16 protein-coding genes and 2 pseudogenes are annotated in these 17,837 nt (G+C 63.4%); 10 read left to right on the forward strand and 8 right to left on the reverse strand.

The features are described from left to right. Nucleotides 1-326 precede the first annotated feature (326 nt). From ACTGJ9_RS24215 to ACTGJ9_RS24225, 3 genes and pseudogenes are all read left to right on the forward strand, one after another. Nucleotides 327-1,301: a formylglycine-generating enzyme family protein gene (locus tag ACTGJ9_RS24215; RefSeq protein WP_456678606.1), complete on the forward strand. Its 975-nt coding sequence runs from the start codon at nucleotides 327-329 to the stop codon at nucleotides 1,299-1,301. A 205-nt stretch (nucleotides 1,302-1,506) separates the two neighbouring features. Beyond that, nucleotides 1,507-1,629 (forward strand): annotated as a pseudogene (locus ACTGJ9_RS24220) (hypothetical protein); the annotation flags it as partial. A 95-nt stretch (nucleotides 1,630-1,724) separates the two neighbouring features. After that, on the forward strand, nucleotides 1,725-3,077 hold the full coding sequence (locus ACTGJ9_RS24225; RefSeq protein ID WP_456673146.1) for a sulfatase-like hydrolase/transferase: 1,353 nt from the start codon (nucleotides 1,725-1,727) through the stop codon (nucleotides 3,075-3,077). 271 nt (nucleotides 3,078-3,348) lie between these two features. Here ACTGJ9_RS24225 and ACTGJ9_RS24230 read toward each other — a convergent pair whose 3' ends face one another. Beyond that, nucleotides 3,349-4,371, reverse strand: coding sequence for an ATP-binding protein (locus tag ACTGJ9_RS24230; RefSeq protein WP_456678607.1), 1,023 nt, complete (start codon nucleotides 4,369-4,371; stop codon nucleotides 3,349-3,351). 160 nt (nucleotides 4,372-4,531) lie between these two features. Here ACTGJ9_RS24230 and yajC point away from each other — a divergent pair, with 160 nt between their 5' ends. From yajC to ACTGJ9_RS24260, 6 genes are read left to right on the forward strand one after another with little or no spacing between them, the layout of a single operon-like run. Continuing rightward, the gene (gene yajC / locus ACTGJ9_RS24235; RefSeq protein WP_148753779.1) at nucleotides 4,532-4,900 is read left to right on the forward strand and encodes a preprotein translocase subunit YajC; all 369 of its coding nucleotides are present in this window, start codon (nucleotides 4,532-4,534) and stop codon (nucleotides 4,898-4,900) included. 47 nt (nucleotides 4,901-4,947) lie between these two features. Further along, the gene (gene secD / locus ACTGJ9_RS24240; RefSeq protein WP_456673147.1) at nucleotides 4,948-6,546 is read left to right on the forward strand and encodes a protein translocase subunit SecD; all 1,599 of its coding nucleotides are present in this window, start codon (nucleotides 4,948-4,950) and stop codon (nucleotides 6,544-6,546) included. Nucleotides 6,547-6,562: 16 nt separating this feature from the next. Continuing rightward, nucleotides 6,563-7,588 (forward strand): protein translocase subunit SecF, encoded by a 1,026-nt coding sequence (secF, locus tag ACTGJ9_RS24245; RefSeq protein WP_456673148.1) that lies wholly within the window; start codon nucleotides 6,563-6,565, stop codon nucleotides 7,586-7,588. Between the two features lie 60 nt (nucleotides 7,589-7,648). Beyond that, nucleotides 7,649-8,032 (forward strand): Mth938-like domain-containing protein, encoded by a 384-nt coding sequence (locus ACTGJ9_RS24250; RefSeq protein ID WP_456673149.1) that lies wholly within the window; start codon nucleotides 7,649-7,651, stop codon nucleotides 8,030-8,032. Beyond that, nucleotides 8,029-8,892, forward strand: a complete 864-nt coding sequence (locus ACTGJ9_RS24255) for a phytoene/squalene synthase family protein (RefSeq protein WP_456673150.1) — start codon at nucleotides 8,029-8,031, stop codon at nucleotides 8,890-8,892. Before ACTGJ9_RS24250 ends, ACTGJ9_RS24255 begins: the two co-directional genes overlap by 4 nt. Nucleotides 8,893-8,937: 45 nt before the next feature. After that, a complete protein-coding gene (locus ACTGJ9_RS24260) occupies nucleotides 8,938-10,182 on the forward strand; it encodes a threonine ammonia-lyase (protein ID WP_456673151.1) in 1,245 nt (414 codons plus the stop codon). A gap of 6 nt (nucleotides 10,183-10,188) precedes the next feature. Here the strand turns inward: ACTGJ9_RS24260 and ACTGJ9_RS24265 are convergent, their stop codons facing one another. From ACTGJ9_RS24265 to ACTGJ9_RS24285, 5 genes and pseudogenes are all read right to left on the reverse strand, one after another. Next, complete coding sequence (locus ACTGJ9_RS24265) at nucleotides 10,189-11,367, reverse strand: aminotransferase class V-fold PLP-dependent enzyme (protein ID WP_456673152.1); 1,179 nt, start codon at nucleotides 11,365-11,367, stop codon at nucleotides 10,189-10,191. 90 nt (nucleotides 11,368-11,457) lie between these two features. Further along, on the reverse strand, nucleotides 11,458-12,033 hold the full coding sequence (locus tag ACTGJ9_RS24270; RefSeq protein WP_456678608.1) for a CAP domain-containing protein: 576 nt from the start codon (nucleotides 12,031-12,033) through the stop codon (nucleotides 11,458-11,460). 76 nt (nucleotides 12,034-12,109) lie between these two features. Beyond that, nucleotides 12,110-13,204 carry an AMP-binding enzyme gene (locus ACTGJ9_RS24275; RefSeq protein WP_456673153.1) on the reverse strand — a complete coding sequence of 365 codons (1,095 nt, stop codon included), beginning with the start codon at nucleotides 13,202-13,204 and terminating at the stop codon, nucleotides 12,110-12,112. Between the two features lie 7 nt (nucleotides 13,205-13,211). Next, nucleotides 13,212-14,634 (reverse strand): annotated as a pseudogene (gene trmFO / locus ACTGJ9_RS24280) (methylenetetrahydrofolate--tRNA-(uracil(54)-C(5))-methyltransferase (FADH(2)-oxidizing) TrmFO). 126 nt (nucleotides 14,635-14,760) lie between these two features. After that, nucleotides 14,761-14,913 carry a DUF1127 domain-containing protein gene (locus ACTGJ9_RS24285; protein WP_456673154.1) on the reverse strand — a complete coding sequence of 51 codons (153 nt, stop codon included), beginning with the start codon at nucleotides 14,911-14,913 and terminating at the stop codon, nucleotides 14,761-14,763. 630 nt (nucleotides 14,914-15,543) lie between these two features. Here ACTGJ9_RS24285 and ACTGJ9_RS24290 point away from each other — a divergent pair. Beyond that, nucleotides 15,544-15,870, forward strand: a complete 327-nt coding sequence (locus ACTGJ9_RS24290; protein WP_456673155.1) for a hypothetical protein — start codon at nucleotides 15,544-15,546, stop codon at nucleotides 15,868-15,870. An 80-nt stretch (nucleotides 15,871-15,950) separates the two neighbouring features. Here ACTGJ9_RS24290 and ACTGJ9_RS24295 read toward each other — a convergent pair whose 3' ends face one another. After that, on the reverse strand, nucleotides 15,951-16,775 hold the full coding sequence (locus ACTGJ9_RS24295; protein WP_456673156.1) for a lytic murein transglycosylase: 825 nt from the start codon (nucleotides 16,773-16,775) through the stop codon (nucleotides 15,951-15,953). A 148-nt stretch (nucleotides 16,776-16,923) separates the two neighbouring features. After that, complete coding sequence (locus ACTGJ9_RS24300) at nucleotides 16,924-17,826, reverse strand: DUF2189 domain-containing protein (protein ID WP_456673157.1); 903 nt, start codon at nucleotides 17,824-17,826, stop codon at nucleotides 16,924-16,926. Nucleotides 17,827-17,837: the final 11 nt, after the last annotated feature.

A 17,837-nucleotide genomic window follows, 5' to 3' on the forward strand; every position in this document is an offset into this window, starting at 1 on the left:
CCGTATAGTTTGGCGTCGCTCCATTCACGCTTGCTGAGTTCGGGCCGCCAATGCCGGAGGAGATCAGGTTTGATTCGAGGCTTTTGCGACCGAGCGATCAAAATATAAAAAACAACCCCATGCAAGATAGCCGATAGCTACCGCTACTATGGCCTAATGCTCTGAATCCACGTCGGTTTCGACGAGACAACGGCATGACGGTTGGCGATCCCGCAATGCGACATCTCGACGGAAATTCGTCGCGCGCCGAAACTGCATAGACGCGCGTGATCGCCAGCGGTAGATCTCGAGGCCGTCGGATCATGAATGCAGCAGTGTCTCAGATCATGCTCGAGCTCAAAGCACTCCGGCCCCACCATTCGGACTCCACCGACTTGATCTGGATCCCCGGAGGTACGTTTCGCATGGGTTCGGACAAGCACTATCCGGAGGAAGCGCCGGCCCATCGCGTTACGGTGGACGGTTTCTGGATGGATCGCCATCCCGTAACGAACCGACAGTTCGCGGAGTTCGTGCAGGCCACGAACCACGTCACCATCGCCGAGATCGTACCTGATCCAAACGATTATCCCGGAATGCTGCCGCACATGGTCTATGCGGGCTCGTTGATGTTCTCGCCGCCTCGGCACGAGGTTGGTCTGCGCGACTTCAGCCAGTGGTGGACTTTCGCCAAAGGTGCAGACTGGCGGCATCCATATGGACCGAAGAGCAACATCCGAGGGCTTGACGATCATCCCGTTGTGCACGTGGCCTTCAGCGATGCGCTCGCCTACGCAAAATGGGCTGGCAAGGATTTGCCGACCGAGGCGGAATGGGAATTTGCGGCGCGCGGCGGACTGGACGGTGCCGAGTTTGCATGGGGAGATGAGTTTGCGCCGGGCGGCCGTCACATGGCCAATACCTGGCAAGGCGTATTTCCACGCCAGAACACGAAGGACGATGGCTTCGAGCGGACATCGCCGGTCACCGCATTTCCGCCGAACGGTTACGGGCTCCACGATCTGATCGGCAACGTCTGGGAGTGGACGTCCGACTGGTACTCGCCTCGGCACGAAGCCGATGCTGCAAAAGCCTGCTGTATTCCAGAGAACCCGCGCGGCGGCCGCGAGGCCGACAGCTGCGACCCCAGGACGCCCAACGTCAAGATTCCACGCAAGGTCATCAAAGGCGGCTCGCATTTGTGCGCGCCGAATTACTGCCGGCGCTACCGGCCGGCTGCGCGCCACGCGGAGCCGGTCGACACATCCACAAGTCATCTTGGATTTAGGTGCATCAGGCGAGGAGCCTCTGACGCATCTTAATGGGAGAGCGATGCCATGTTGAATTGCGTATTCGATGACAAGCTTTCGGTCGCAACGCCACTCAAGAAGCAAAACTGGCTCAAGCGGGCGCTGCTCGGTGCGACGATGATGATACCGGCTTCCGGTTTGGTCAGCGCGCCAGCGGCCGCCCAGCCGGCGCAAAAAGCCCAACATCCTCTTCATCATGGGCGACGACATCGGCATCATGCAGCCGAGCATCTACCATCGCGGTTTGATGGTCGGAGAAACGCCAAACATCGATCGTATCGGAAACGATGGTGCGATCTTCATGACATACTATGCCGAGCAGAGCTGCACCGCCGGGCGCAACGCCTTCTTCACCGGCATGCATCCGCTGCGTACGGGCATGATACCCCCGCAGCTGCCGGGCAGCCCGTCCTGGCTGCGGCCCGGTACCCCGCCGTGGCCAAGTTCCTGCTCGACCTCGGTTACAATACCGGCGAGTTCGGCAAGAATCACCTTGGTGACAATCCCGAGGCGTTACCGACTGCGCACGGTTTCCAGGAGTTCTGGGGTTATTTGTATCACCTCGACGCGATGCAGGGGGTGAGCTTCCCAGACATCAACAAGAGCCCGACCGTGCAAGGCATTGCGCCGCCTTGCAAGGCAACGCCCGTTCCGGGCCTCGCGGATGTCCCAGGTGCCGTTGATCCTCGAATAACGACGTGCCTGACGCCGCCGCGGCCGGTCATTGCGTGCAAGTCGTCGGACGGCTCGCAAGCAAACCAGACCTGCAAGGACGAAGGTCCCTTGACGCTCGACCGATCGCGAGGCGTGGACGAAGAAATCTCGGCCAAGGTGATCGACTATCTTGATCGCAACGATCCCAAGAAGACCAACAAGCCTTTTTTCGTCTGGTACAACCCGGCGCGCATGCACATCACGACCGTGCTGCCGCCGAAATACGAGGCAATGATCGGTGAGCCCGGCGGCAAGGACTGGGGCCTCAACGAGGCCGGCATGAAGCAGATGGACGACAATATCGGCTATGTCCTCAAGAAACTCGAGGACATGGGCCAGCTCGATAATACCATCGTCATCTTCACGACCGACAACGGTGCCGAGAACATCACGTTTCCTGACGGCGGCACCACACCGTTCAAAGGCGGCAAGCTGACCACCTGGGAAGGCGGCATGCGCGCCCCGCAGGTCGTTCGCTGGCCGGGCCACATCAAGCCGGGAACGGTCAAGAACGAGATGATGTCGGCACTTGATTGGCTGCCGACGCTCGTCGACATCGCCGGCGGACCGAAGGGCGACGCTTTGAAGAAGCAGATCGAGGCTGGAAGCTATCCCGGCATCGTCAAGACGACGCTCGACGGCGTCGATCAGCGCGCCTATCTCGAAGGCACGGACAAGTCAGCGCGCGACGTCTTCTTCTACTACACCGGCGCACAGCCGTCGGCGGTACGCTACAAGAACTGGAAGATGTACTACACGATGGTGCCGGACACCGGGACCGGCGGATTGTTCGGAGCGCAGAGCTTCCATTGGACGCAGGTCGCCAACATCAAGCGCGACCCATTCGAGCAGACGGTCGGCTCCGATGCCAAATCCTTGCTGGGCTATGCCGGTTCGATCGGCTCGCCGAGCACGGCCTACCTGTATGACTGGAATATCCTGCCCCTCGGTCAGCTGCTCTGGGAAAAGGAGCTCTTCTCGTACAAGGACTTCCCTCCGATGCAGGCGCCGGAGACCTATAATCTCGACGGCATCCTCGCAGAAATGAAGAAGTCCGGTCATCAGAGCGAGTAACTGAGAGCGCTGCGGGGTCCAACATCGATGGCCGGCCCAAAGGCCGGCCAACTTTCAGCGGGCGAGCTCGCTCGCGCCAATGGGGGTGAGGCCCTCTCCGGTTCTAGCGTCCTCCCTACGAACAGTGTCATCGTCCGCCCTGTGCGCGATTGCGCACTGGAGCGGGCGATCCAGTATTCCAGAGACAGCAATCGAATACGGAGAAGCAGCGGCGTACTGGATTCCCCGCCTGCGCAGGGAATGACAGTTGTGGTTGAGGCGAGACTGTCCGTTACTTGGTCGCGAGCTTCACGCCGAGCCGTCCCGCCAGCTCCTGCACGAACTGCCAGGCGACACGGCCCGAGCGCGAGCCGCGCGTTGTCGACCATTCCAGCGCCTCGCGCTCCAGCGCCTCATCGTCGACCTTGATGCCGAAATGGCTGCAATAGCCGCGCACCATGGCGAGATATTCGTCCTGGCTGCAGCGGTGGAAGCCGAGCCACAGGCCGAAGCGATCCGACAGCGAGACCTTTTCCTCGACCGCTTCGCCGGGATTGATTGCGGTCGAGCGCTCGTTCTCGATCATCTCGCGTGCGAGCAGGTGGCGGCGGTTGGAGGTGGCGTAGAGGATGACGTTCTCGGGCCGGCCCTCGATCCCGCCTTCGAGCACAGCCTTGAGCGACTTGTAGGACGCATCATTGCCGTCGAAGGAGAGGTCGTCGCAGAACACGATGAAGCGGAAGGACGAGGCGCGCAGTTGCTCCATCAGCGCCGGCAGGCTCTCGATATCCTCGCGGTGGATCTCGATCAGCTTCAGTTTGTCGGCGGGTTTGCGGTCGGCGTTGATGCTGGCGTGGGCGGCTTTCACGAGCGAGGACTTGCCCATCCCGCGCGCGCCCCAGAGCAGGGCGTTGTTGGCGGGCAGGCCGTTGGCGAACCGCTCGGTATTCTCCATCAGGATGTCGCGCATCCGGTCGACGCCCCTTAGCAGGAACAGCTCGACGCGGCTGACCCGCGGCACCGCAGCAAGGCGGCCGTCGGGGTGCCAGACATAGGCGTCCGCCTGTGTGAACGACTCGCGCTCGATAGCGGGCTTGCCCTGCGCGGCGAGGTGGGCCGCAATGGTCTCCAGTGCGCGCACGATGCGCTCCTGGGAAAGATCCTGGGAGGCCTTTGAGGCACCATTGGCGGCCGCCTTTGGGATCACCTTGGGGCGTTTTGCCGCGACATGGGCGGGTTTCGTGGCAGGGCTATGGGGGCCTTTGCCGGCCGGGCTTTTGCTTGGTTTTTGGGCATGTCCGAAGTTCCTGAGAATGCAGCCTTATCGGGCCTGACGGCCCGCCGCAAGGTGGCCAAATCGACCGTCTGGCAGCGTTGCAATTGGGGCAATGGCCGCTATAGTCCGCGCGAATTTGACCGGACCGGTCGCCGTAAGGGCCTGACCGGCTTCCCCTGTTTCCACGAGGATCGTCCGAATGTTCATTACCCCTGCGTATGCCCAGGCCGCGGGCGCCGGTGACACCAACAGCATGTTGATGTCGCTGCTGCCGTTCGCCCTGATCTTCGTGATCATGTACTTCCTGATTCTGCGTCCGCAGCAGAAGAAGGTGAAGGACCACGCCGAGCTCGTGAAGAACATCCGTCGCGGCGACACCGTCGTGACCTCCGGCGGCCTGGTCGGCAAGGTCACCAAGGTGGTCGACGACGACCAGATCGAGTTCGAGATTTCCGACGGCGTGCGCGTGCGCCAGATGCGGTCGATGATCTCGGGCGTGCGCGCCAAGGGCGAGCCGGCCAAGGATAGCGCGAAGGAAAGCGCCAAGGACGACGCCGCGGCGAAGTGAGCGCGTCCGCGAGTCTCTCAAATCTCCTGATCTGACAGGTCCAGTCGATGTTGTATTTCACGCGGTGGAGGGCGCTCGGGATTATCCTGACGGCGCTGATCGTGTGCCTCTGCGCGGTCCCGAACTTCTTCCCCGAGGCGCAGGTCAAGACCTGGCCCGCCTGGGCGCAGCGGCGCCTGGTGTTGGGTCTCGACTTGCAGGGCGGATCCTCTCTGCAGCTTGAGGTCGACTCCAACTATGTGAAGAAGGAAAAGCTCGACCAGATCCGCGACGACGTCCGTCGCGTGCTGCGCGAGGCCAAGATCGTGTACACGGGTCTCGTAACGAAGGGCGATGCCGTCGAGGTGCGCGTCAAGGACGCGGACGCCCAGACGGTGCTCGCCAAATTGCGTGAGCTTGCGCAGCCGATTGGTGGCCTTGTGGGGTCCAGCGGTCAGCGCGACCTTGAAGTCGCCGATGCCGGCGGCGGATTGATCCGCCTCAGTATTCCGGAGGCCGCGATGATCGATCGTTTGCGCAAGACCATCGAGCAGTCGATCCAGATCGTCGAAAAGCGCGTCAACGAACTCGGCACCGTCGAGCCTATCATCCAGCGTCAGGGTAACGACCGCATCCTGGTGCAGGTGCCGGGTTTGCAAGACCCGACCCATCTGAAGGAACTGCTGGGCAAGACTGCGAAGATGGAATTCCGCATGGTCGATCCCTCGGTGCCGCTGGACCAGGCGCAGCAGGGTGGGTTGCCGCCGGACTCTGAGTTTCTGCCGAGCGCCACGCCGCCGTCCCCCGGCTACGTGGTCAAGAAGCAGGTGCTGGTTGCGGGCGGCGATTTGACCGACGCCCAGGCGACCTTCGACCAGCGGACCAATGAGCCGGTCGTCAGCTTCAAGTTCAATAGCTCGGGCGCGCGGAAGTTCGCGCAGGCCACGCAGGAGAATGTCGGGCTGCCCTTCGCGATCATTCTCGACAACAAGGTGATCTCGGCGCCGGTCATTCGCGAGCCGATCACCGGCGGCCAGGGCCAGATCTCCGGCAGTTTCACCGTGCAGTCGGCCAACGACCTCGCGATCCTCTTGCGCGCCGGCGCGCTACCGGCGCCACTGACTGTCGTGGAGGAGCGCACGGTCGGCCCGGGCCTCGGACAGGACTCGATCGAGAAGGGCGAGCTCGCTGCGTATGTTGGCTCGATCCTGGTCGTCGTGTTCATGCTGTTGACTTACCGGCTGTTCGGCGTGTTCGCCAACATCGCCGTCTGTATCAACGTCGCAATGATCTTCGGCCTGTTGTCGCTGCTCAGCGCCACGCTGACCCTGCCCGGTATCGCCGGCATCGTGCTAACGGTCGGTATCGCCGTCGACTCCAACGTGCTGATCTATGAGCGCATCCGCGAGGAGTTGCGCGGCGGGAGAAGCCCGATCTCGGCGATCGACGCAGGCTTCAAGCGTGCGCTTGCCACCATTCTCGACTCCAATATCACCACCTTCATCGCCGCTGCTGTGCTGTTCATGATCGGCACCGGTCCGGTGCGCGGCTTCGCAGTGACGCTCGGCATCGGCATCATCACCACGGTCTTCACCGCCTTCACAATGACCCGCCTGATCGTGGCATGGTGGGTGCAGTGGAAGCGGCCGAAGACCGTGCCGATTTGATCATTCGAGGCCGGCCGTGACCACTACTCAAATCGTTCTCATCTCCCTCGGCGTCCTGATTGCCGTGCTGACCGTGGTCAGCGTGCTCGGACTGCTGCCGTCGCTGCGCATCGTGCCGGACGACACGCATTTCGACTTCACCCAGTTCCGCCGTATCTCGTTCCCGATCTCGGCGACGCTGTCGATCGTGGCCATCGTGCTGTTCTTCACTCACGGCCTGAATTTCGGCATCGATTTCAAGGGCGGCACCCTGATGGAGGTGCGCGCCAAGTCAGGCACGGCGGACCTCGCGCAGATGCGCTCGACCCTCGGCAGCCTGGGCCTCGGCGAAGTCCAGCTGCAGCAATTCGGCGGCCCCGCCGACGTGCTGCTTCGCGTTGCCGAGCAGCCGGGCGGCGACAAGGCACAGCAGGCAGCCGTGGACAAGGTTCGCGGCGCCCTTGGCGAGTCCGTGGAGTATCGCCGCGTCGAGGTGGTGGGCCCGCGTGTCTCCGGCGAGCTGCTGGGTTGGGGCATGGCCGGCCTGATGCTGGCGATCGGCGCGATCCTGATCTACCTCTGGTTCCGGTTCGAATGGCAGTTTGCGCTCGGCGCCATGATCGCCAACGTGCACGACATCGTGCTGACCATCGGCTTCATGTCGATCAGCCAGGTCGATTTCGACCTGACCAGCATCGCGGCGCTTCTGACCATCCTCGGCTATTCGCTCAACGACACCGTCGTCATCTATGACCGCATTCGTGAAATGCTGCGGCGTTACAAGAAGATGCCGATGCCGCAGCTGCTCAACGAGTCCATCAACTCGACGCTGTCGCGCTCGATCATCACCCACTTCACGGTGACGCTGGCGTTGCTGGCGCTGCTGCTGTTCGGCGGTCACGCCATCCACAGCTTCACGGCCGTCATGATGTTCGGCGTGGTGCTGGTCGGCACCTACACCTCGATCTTCATCGCAGCGCCGATCCTGATCTATCTCGGCGTCGGCGAGCATCGTGAGGATGCGAAGGAAGCGGCTGCGCCGGCGAAGAAAAACAAGGCATGATCCGAACCGCATGCCCTCGCATGAGTTTGCGAGGGTAGTCAGCTCATTCGGACGAAATTCATGGCCGGCGATCCCAACGCTCCCCATTTCCCGCGCTCGGCGCCGATCGAGGCCTATGGCAAGGGCGGTTTTGCCTTCGCCGGCATGTCGCACCGGGGCTCGCTGCTCTGCCTGCCTGACGCGATCTGGGCCTGGGACGTGACCGATCCCACCAGGATCGACCGCTATTCGCTGGATCGGGTTTTTGCGGCCGCCAACAGCATCGACACGCTTCTGGTCGGGACCGGAACCGGCGTCTGGCTGCCGCCGCCGGAGCTGCGTCAGGCGTTGAAGGCGGTGAGAGTGGTGGTGGACACCATGCAGACCGGGCCGGCCGTGCGCACCTACAACATCATGATTGGCGAACGGCGCCGCGTTGCGGCTGCGCTGATTGCCGTGCCATGAGCAGAGGCGCGACGCCGCCCGACACCGTGACATTCTGCGCCGACCTCGTGCGCAGCCACGACTTTCCACGCTATGCCGCGACCTTGTTCACGCCCGCCGCCGAACGTCGGGCGCTGCTGGCGCTCTACGCCTTCAATGTCGAGATCGTCCGCGTCCGCGATCAGGTGAGCCAGCCCTTGCCCGGCGAAATCCGCTTTCAATGGTGGACCGATCTGTTCGCGGGCCTTGTTCACGGCAGCGCCGAGGGCAATCCGGTGGCGGCCGAGCTGTTGCGCGCGATCCGCGATTTCGACCTGCCGGTCGAACCGTTGTCGCTGCTCGTCGACGAGCATCAGTTCGATCTCTACAACGATCCGATGCCGACCATGACGGCACTTGAAGGCTACCTGGCGGCGACGTCTTCGGCCTTGTTCGCGCTCGCGGCGCGGATCATGGGCGAAGCTTCGGATGTGAGCGAGCACCTCGCGCGGCACGCCGGGTTGGCGCAGGGCATCGCGCAGGTGATCGCAAACCTGCCGCGAGACTCGGCCCATCGGCAATTGTTCCTGCCGCAGCAATTCCTGACCAGCCATGGCTGTGGCATCGAGGATGTGTTCGCCGGGAAGCAGACGCCAAATCTGAGCGCCGTGCTGGACCAACTCATGGGCGAAGCCCGGCAACATCTGGCGACGGCCTCGTCCCTCCTGGTGCAGGTGCCGCCGCCAACGCGGGCGGCATTCCTGCCGCTGAGCCAGGTGCGGGCCGATCTCGACCGCCTGTCGCTGACGGGGCGCAATCCCTTCGCGCCGCAGCCGGTGTCGCGGTTGCGCACGCTATGGACGCTGTGGCGGGCTTCACGATCCCGGGAATTTACCAAATAGCGGTCGGCTTATCGCCCGACACGGCCAAATGCTCTATGCTGTCCCATGGCCGAATTGTCCCAAACCGCAACCCCAGATCTGAGCGGCCTTCCGGTCGCACCGGGCGACATTCACGCTGCTGCCGAAACCATCCGCGGCGCCGTCGTCGAGACGCCCTGCAGCTACAGCCGGACGCTGAGCAACATTTGCGGCTGCGAGCTCTGGCTCAAATTCGAGAACCTTCAGTTCACATCGTCCTTCAAGGAGCGCGGTGCGCTGAACCGGCTCACGGCGCTGACGCCGCAGGAGCGTGCGCGCGGCGTCGTCGCCATGTCGGCGGGCAACCACGCGCAGGGCGTCGCCTATCACGCCAAGCGGCTCGGCATTCCCGCCACGATCGTCATGCCGGTGGGAACGCCGATGGTGAAGGTCGAGAACACCAGGCATCATGGTGCCGAGGTGATCGTCACGGGCGCGACGCTGGAGGAGGCGGCTGCGTTTGCGCGAAGTCACGGCGAAACCCGCGGCATGATCTTCATTCATCCCTACGACGATCCGCTGGTCATTGCGGGGCAGGGCACGGTCGGGCTGGAGATGCTCAAGGCGGTGCCGGAGCTCGATACACTGGTCGTCCCGATCGGCGGCGGTGGCCTGATCAGCGGCATTGCCATTGCGGCGAAATCGATCAAGCCGTCGCTGCGGGTTCTCGGCGTCGAGGCCTGGCTCTATCCCTCGATGTACAATGCCGTTCATGGCGGCACTCTGCCAGCGCGCGGCGATACGCTCGCCGAAGGCATCGCGGTCAAATCACCGGGCAAGATCACCACTGAAATCGTCCGCAGACTGGTCGACGACATCGCGCTCGTCAACGAAGCCGAGCTCGAGCGTGCGGTCGCAACCCTGATTTCGATCGAGAAGACGGTCGTCGAGGGCGCTGGCGCCGCGGGCCTTGCCGCGATCATGTCCGATCCCACGCGCTTCGCCGGCGAGAAGGTTGGTCTGGTCCTGAGCGGCGGCAATATCGACACAAGGCTGATCGCTTCGGTGCTGACGCGCGAACTCGCGCGCGAGGGACGGTTGACGCAGCTCTCGCTCGATATTCCTGACAGGCCGGGCCAGTTGGCCGCGGTTGCCGCGCTGCTCGCCGAAGCCGGCGCCAACATCATCGAGGTCTCGCACCAGCGGACCTTCTCGGACCTGCCGGCCAAGGCGACGCTGCTGCAACTCGTCATCGAGACCCGCGACAGCGCGCATCTCGACGAAGTCATGGCCAAGCTCGGCGCATCCGGACTGAGCGCGCGCTGCACCTGAGCGGCGCTATCGCGGCGCCATACCCGCGAGGTGGGCGATCAACCGATCGATCTCGGCTTCCGTATTGTAGTAGTGCGGAGATGCCCGCACGACCACCGGCAACGCGCGGACTTCGGCGTCGATGCGCGTGCTCGACGGATCCGAGGCGCCGATCGTGATGCCGGCCGCGGCGGCACTGCGGACGATAGCGTCCGCCTCATGCCCCTCCATCGTGAAGCTGACGATCGCGCCCGGCGCACGGCCGAGGTCGCGAATGGTGATGCCGCTGATAGCGCCGAGGCCATTGCGGAGACGGTCCGCCAGCAGGCGGCAGCGCTGCTCGATCGGGCCGAGGCCGATCGCCAGGGCGTAATCGACGGCAGCGCCGAGGCCAAGCCGGGCCGTGTAATTGTTCTCCCAGGTCTCGAACCGGCGGGCATCGTCGCGGAGTTGATAGTGCTCCCGCGAGACCCAGGGCGCCGCAAAGTGGTCGATCATCGGCGGTTCGAGCTGTTGCAGCAGCGGCCTGCGGACGTAAAGGAAGCCGGTACCGCGCGGCCCGCGCAGGAATTTGCGCCCCGTGGCCGACAGCATGTCGCAACCGATCGCTTCGACGTCGATCTGCATCTGGCCGACCGCCTGGCAGGCATCGAGCAGATAGGGAATGCCGTGTGTACGCGCGATTCTGCCGATCGCTGCGGCGGGGTTGACGAGCCCGCCATTGGTCGGAACCCAGGTGATGGCGATCAGCTTCGCCCGGTCGTCGATCATGCGTTCGAGCGCCTCGATGTCGAGTTCGCCGGTCGCGTCGCTCGGCACGATATCGATGACCGCGCCTGTGCGCCTGGCGACCTGCATGAAGGCGACATAGTTGGCGGCGTATTCCGCCTCAGCGGTCAGGATCCGGTCGCCGGCGCGAAACGGCAGGGCATAGAATGCCATCTGCCAGGCGACTGTCGCGTTCTCCATGAGCGCGATCTCGTCCGGCGAGGCATTCAGCAGTCGCGCCACCGAGACGTACACCGCATCAAGCCGCTCGGACTCGCGGTCGGCGGCGGCATAGCCTCCGATCTCGCTCTCGAGATCGATATGCTGTTTCATCGCTGTGACAACCGCCGTCGGCATCAGCGCCGCGCCGGCATTGTGGAGATAGGCGAGCCGGGAGGCGGCCGGTGTATCGGCTCGTATTCGCTCGATGTCGATCATCTGCACCTCCGCGTCTTGCGACCTCTGCGCTTGAATTAGACGCGCCTGAGAACGCGAGCAAGATGTCGGGTCGGGAAGCCAGGCTTCGCCTCAGATGCAGAGGCCCAGCAGCTTGATATGGCAGTTGCTGGATTTGGGCTTGCTGGCGGACGTAACCTCGCGTTTCACGGCCACCAGCGGCTCGCTGTCGTTTCTGCCTTTGCCCGGCTTCGGCTGGTAGTCGCCGGCGATCACCATGGCCCAATAGGTGCGCTTGCCGCTGGCGTTCTTCGCGCTCGCGATCCCGACGCGGGAGGCGTTGTGCAGCAGCAGGTTCTTGCGGTGCCCGGAGGAATCGATCCACTGTCCGAGCGTTTTCTCGAAATTGTCGTAGCCATAGGCAATGTTCTCGGCGGCGCGGCCCGCGCCTGAAGGCGCAACGCGCTTGTTGAACGGGCCGAGGGCGTCGTGGCTGAGATCATCCTTTGCCGCCATCGCACGGGCCTGGTCCAGGGCAATGCGGTCGAGGGTTGTGTCGCGCGCGACGCGACCCTCACCATGTTTCAGCCGGAAGCTGGAGATCTGTTCGGCAGGAGACTCCGCGGCCATCACAGGCGCGGCCGCCAGCAGCGCGAGAGCTGCGATCAGCAGGGCGACGCGGCGCCTCATGGTCCCCCAGCGATTCATCGTTCCCCAACTCAGCGTGATCTCCGGCTTCTCCACCGGCATTGTGGAGGCTTCAAGGCGCGGCGCACCCCGTAGTCTAAGTGGCGGGCAGGTCCGCTTCGAAATTGAAGCGATCGCGCAGGTTCTTTCTCTGCTCCAGGATGTCCTTGAGGAAGGCGCGGTCCTGATCGTTCTTCATCATCGGCTCGATCAGGTCGAGCTGGTTCATGGCGACCAGTTGCAGGATCTCGGTACGCGGCTTGCCGCTGATGTCGCGCGGTAGCGCGCGGACGACTTGAATGTGTTCCGGCGGCTTCGGACCATTGGCGGCCGTGAGCTCGTTTCGCAACTGGCTCTCGAGCGCGGCCTGATCCGCCTCCACGAACGCATAGAGCCCAACGCCCGAGCGGCGATCCGCAAAGGCGACGATGGCGGCGTCGCGGACGGCGGGGTTTTGCCGGATCAACTCGGCCAGCACCGGCGCGTCATTGACGAGACGGCGGCCGCCGCCCTCGCGGTCGGTGAAATTGAACAGGCCGCGGGTGATCGCGCGGTAGACCTTCTTTCCGGTGGCAAGCCATAGGCTCGCGGCGAACGACTTCTTCGCGAGAATCTTCCGTTCGCGCGGTGTCAGCGCCTCGGGCGCGTAGGAGCGCTTGTGCTTGAGCAGATGCCGGAGGTCTTCGTAGGCGAGGATACGATAGAGCCGGCCACGTCGGTTGAAGCAGGCCGCAAGTTGGAAATCGGTCACATAGGCCCGGCCGTCGCGGCCGACCAGCCAGTTCTGTTCCTTGGCGAGATCGTTGTGGCAGATCCCGGCGCGGCGCAGCCTTCGCAGCGCCACCTTGGCCGAGCGGAAATAGGCGAGATCGCCATGGGGTTTTGCCAGATGCAGCGCGACGCCGTCGACGAAGCCGCGCACAAGAGCGCGGCGGCCGGCCCAGAGCAATTCAGGGCCGACATTGAGGTCCTTGGCGAGCTCCAGCGCGTGCTTCTCGCGCGCGAAAAGATGACGCGCCAGCAGGAACGACCACCACGGCACTTCATCGAGCCGCCGCAGCACCGCGTCGACCTCACCACTGTCAGCGCGGAAGCGGCCGCGCTCGACGGTCGAGAACACGTCGCGCTTGAGCAGCACGCCCTCGGTCCAGCGCGCCGAGAGCACCGCGGCGTCGTCTTTCGGGAGACTCATCGAAAACTCACGCGGCTGCGGCAATGCGCAAATGATCGGCGATCCAGCGATCGAGATCGGCCAGCGCGAGGGCGCTCATTGCCTGCTTCTTGGCGATCGTCTTCTCGTTGCCGCGCAGGCGCGTGCCGTCGGGCTTCTTCGTCGGTATCATGGCGAGCGGCGGGAACAGGCCGAAATTGATGTTCATCGGCTGGAACGAGCGCGTGCCCGGCTCGATGGTCTCGATATGGCCGCCGGTGATGTGACCGAGCAGCGATCCGAGTGCGGTCGTGCCGGGTGGGCTCGCCAGCGTTTCGCCGCGCGCGTCGGCTGCCGCATAAAGGCCGGCGATCAGGCCGACGCTGGCGGATTCCACATAGCCCTCGCAGCCCGTCATCTGGCCGGCAAAACGCAGCCGCGGCTGCACGCGCAGCCGCAACTGGCTGTCGAGCAGCTTTGGCGAGTTGAGGAAGGTGTTGCGATGCAAGCCGCCGAGACGAGCGAATTCAGCTTTCTCCAGCCCGGGAATGGTGCGGAAGATGCGCTGCTGCTCGCCATATTTCAGCTTCGTCTGGAAACCGACGATGTTGTAGAGCGTGCCGAGCCTGTTGTCCTGGCGCAGTTGCACGATCGCGTACGCTTTCGTCGTGGGATCGTGCGGGTTGGTGAGGCCGACCGGCTTCATCGGGCCGTGGCGCAAGGTCTCGGGGCCACGCTCCGCCATCACCTCGATCGGCAGGCAGCCGTCGAAATAGGGCGTGTTGGTCTCCCATTCCTTGAACTCGGTCTTCTCACCGGCGATCAGCGCGGCGACGAAGCCCTCATACTGCTCCTTGGTCATGGGACAGTTGATGTAGTCGGCGCCGTTGCCGCCGGGGCCGACCTTGTCGTAGCGCGACTGGAACCAGGCCACCGACATGTCGATGGATTCGGTGCACGATCGGCGCGATCGCGTCGAAGAAGGCGAGCGCGTTCTCGTCGGTCAGCTTGCGGATGGCATCGGCCAAAGGCGCGGAGGTCAGGGCCGGTCGCAACGATGACGTTGCTCCAGTCCGACGGCGGCAGGCCTGCGATCTCACTGCGGGCGATCTCGATCAGGGATGCTCGCTCAGCGCCTTGGTGACGGCCGCAGAGAAGCCGTCACGATCGACCGCGAGCGCGCCTCCGGCGGGCACCTGGTTGGCATCGGCAGCGCGCATGATTAGCGAGCCGAGGCGGCGCATTTCAGCGTGCAGCAGGCCGACCGCATTGTTGGCGGCGTCATCGGAGCGGAACGAGTTGGAGCAGACGAGCTCGGCAAGCCCGTCGGTGCGGTGCGCCTCGGTCATCCGCTCCGGCCGCATCTCGTGCAGCACCACGGGTACGCCTGAATTTGCCACCTGCCAGGCGGCTTCTGAACCGGCAAGGCCGGCGCCGATGACGTGCACGATATTGGATAAGGGTCCTGTCATGGGGCGGACAGGTAGCGCTTTTCGGCGGTCAGTGGAATCGCCGAGATCGAGTTTTCTGCCACCGGATGCGACAACGCCCGCACGAGGCGGGCGCTATCGGTTCGTCCGGTTGAGGGCTGAACGATATCAGCCTTGAGACTGACCGGCGGCAACGCGCGGGATGTCCGAGCGATCGAGGCCGATGTCGGCCAGTTCGCGGTCGCTGAGCTGGGACAGCTCGGCAACATTGCGCTGATAATCCCGGAAAGCTTGGATCATGCGGATGAGCGAGAGCAGCATTGATAATCTCCTGTAGTTTGATTCAGCCCTTGCCTTGGCGTCATCGTTGAAATGAATATAGGTGAGATTAGTGCACTGCGAAAGTTCCGATGTTGCGATGCAGCTAAGCGAAGAACGCATGGCAACGATAAGAGACGATTAACCTGTCGGCAGCCGCGCCTAGGGGCTAGGCGTAAATCCTCGATGGCGCAATAAGTGCCCGTGTAATCACGGGTTTACCACGAATCCTTCGGATCTGGTACTGCTGGAGGTAAGTTGTGTTCCCGTCATCAACAAGATTAGACGGCAGCTTCTAAGCCCAAGACTCGCATGCGTGATTTGCATGAACCACTGGCTTATAGAAATGAATATATATTCAAAAATGATGTCGAAGGCTGCTCTTCTGAGAAGAGACGCCGCGACCATTCGCAGGTCCCACGGCGGCCGGGAGCTGCGTGACGCGCGTCGCTCCTTGGCTGAGGTTCACCACCTCCCTTTATTGATGCGGTGCACACACGTGATGCGTGCACCCCGGATTACAAAGTTGTAATGGAAATCAGAAATTTCGCATGCAGCTCTGCGCAATGCGCAACATCACGCAATTCTCGCGGGGAATTTATTGCGGCAAGTTGCCGCGCCGGCAGCAAAGTCATGTTGCGGATTCCGGCAATGTCGCTGGGTCTGTCCCAAGAAAAAGAGAAGGAAAGTAACATCATGACGAAGTTACTCGGGGTTATCGCAATTGCCGCCGTCGCATTCGCCGTCGCGCCGGCTCAGGCCGCCAAGCACAGCATGGGCGGCTGCAGCGGGGCCAATCTGGAAAAGACGGAGACCGCGATCGAGGCCATGCCCGACGGCGACGGCAAGTTTGTCGCCGAGAAGGAGATCACGGCTGCGCAGGACGCGCTGCTCAATGGCAAAATGGGTGCGTGCGGCATGCACCTGAACAAGGCGATGCAAGCCACCATGGGCAAGTAAAGCAGGTAGGTAAACGCAGATCAAGAGAGGGCCGGTCGCGAGGCGATCGGCCCTACGCATTTTGTGTCTGGGCGGATGCTTTAAGGGGCGTGGGCGAGCTGGGTAGCAAAGTAAGCCACCGTTTTGGAATAGACCTCGCTCTTGTTCCACTGCTGGAGCACCGCGAAGTTCGCGCTGCCCGGCTGCCAGTCCTTGCCCTTCTGCCAGCCATAGCCGGCGAGATAGTTGGCGGTGGAGGCCAGCACGTCGGGCGCGTTATGCAAGAGGTCGCGTTTGCCGTTGCCGTCGAAATCGACCGCGTATTTCATCCAGGATGAGGGCATGAACTGGGTCTGGCCGAGCTCGCCGGCCCAGGCGCCTTTCATGTCGGCCGGGGCGAGATCGCCGCGCTGGACGATACGCAGCGCATCCATCAACTCGCCGCGAAACTGCTCGGCGCGCCGGCAATCGTAGGCCAGCGTCGCCAGCGAGCGGATCGTCGCGAACTTGCCGGTATTGATGCCGAAATCGGTCTCGAGGCCCCAGATCGCAACCAGAATCTCGCCCGGCACGCCATAGGTCTGCTCGATACGCGACAGCACCGAGCCGTATTGCTTCATCATGTTGGAGCCGCGCGTCATCCGCGGCGGCACCATGCGACCGGAAAACTCTTCGAAGGTCTGGCTGAAGACCTTTTGCGATTTGTCACGGTTCAGCACGCTCTGGTCGAGCGTCACGCCGGCAAGCCCGGCGGCGATGGCCTGCTGTGAGATGCCTTTGGCCGCCGCCTCGGCTTTGAAATCCGCGAGCCAGGCGTCGAAATTACCCGAGCCGCAGGCGACCGCAGAGAGTGCAGGTTCGGCTGACAGGACTGACGCGGAGAGGGCGAGGACTGCGAGAGCGAGACGAGAAATCGTCAGGGGCATTCGAGTAAATTGATTCCGTGAAGTGGCATGACAGGCCGCGGCAATTTCGGTTGTAACCGCGGCCAAAGCAAGGCGTGACACCAACCGATCCTGCCCCGGGGGGTCCCGAGGTGGGATCGGTTGTAACAAGGATCGTCAGGCGCCGGCGCTATTCCCTATTCCGCCACGGGAACAGATTGGCGGGGAAATCGGCCGCCGGCTTGCGCGGACGCTGCGGCGGAGGCGGCACCGGCCGTGCACCGGGCTCGGAGACGATGACCTTGCGGTAGAGATGCCAGGTGGCGTGGCCGAGCAGGGGAATGACGACGGCGAGCCCGAGGAACGCGGGGATCGTTCCGAGCGCCAGCAGCACCGCCACGATCAAACCCCAGGCGGCCATTGGTACCGGGTTTTTGGCGACGACGCGCAGCGACGTCACCATCGCGTCCAGAGCGCCGGCATGCCGGTCGAGCATCAGCGGGAATGAGACGGCGCTGATGCAGAGTGCGGCGAGCGCGAACAGGAAGCCCGTGCCGCATCCGATCACGATCAGCCACCACCCCTGAGATGTCGTCAGCACGCGCGTCACGAAATCCGAGATTCCGGCCACGCCTTCATAGCCGAATGCCGCAACATAGATCGCCTGTGCGGTCGCGACCCAGGTCACGAATAGTGCCAGCAGCAGCGTGCCGAGGCCGAGCATCGCGCCGAAGGAGGGCGAGCGCAGCACCTCCATGGCATCCCAGGCGCTGGCCTGTTCATGGCGTTCGCGACGGCTCGATAGCTCATAGAGACCGAGTGCGGCGAACGGGCCGATCAGGGCGAAGCCCGCGGCCAGCGGAAACAACAGCGGTATCACCGAATAGCCCATTGCGACGCGCGCGATCACGAGGCCCAGCACCGGATAGATCACGCAGAGGATGATGGCGTGGCTCGGAACGGCCTTGAAATCTTCCCAGCCGCGCTTGAGCGCGTCGTGCAGGTCGGAAAGTTGAATCGTTCGGATCAACGGTCCAGCCGCGTCTGCGGTCTGGCCCATCCTAGGGACATTGCCTTGATAGAGTGTCGCCATGGTTGACTTGC

This window comes from Bradyrhizobium sp. RDM12, from assembly GCF_051917485.1.
Lineage (GTDB): Bacteria > Pseudomonadota > Alphaproteobacteria > Rhizobiales > Xanthobacteraceae > Bradyrhizobium.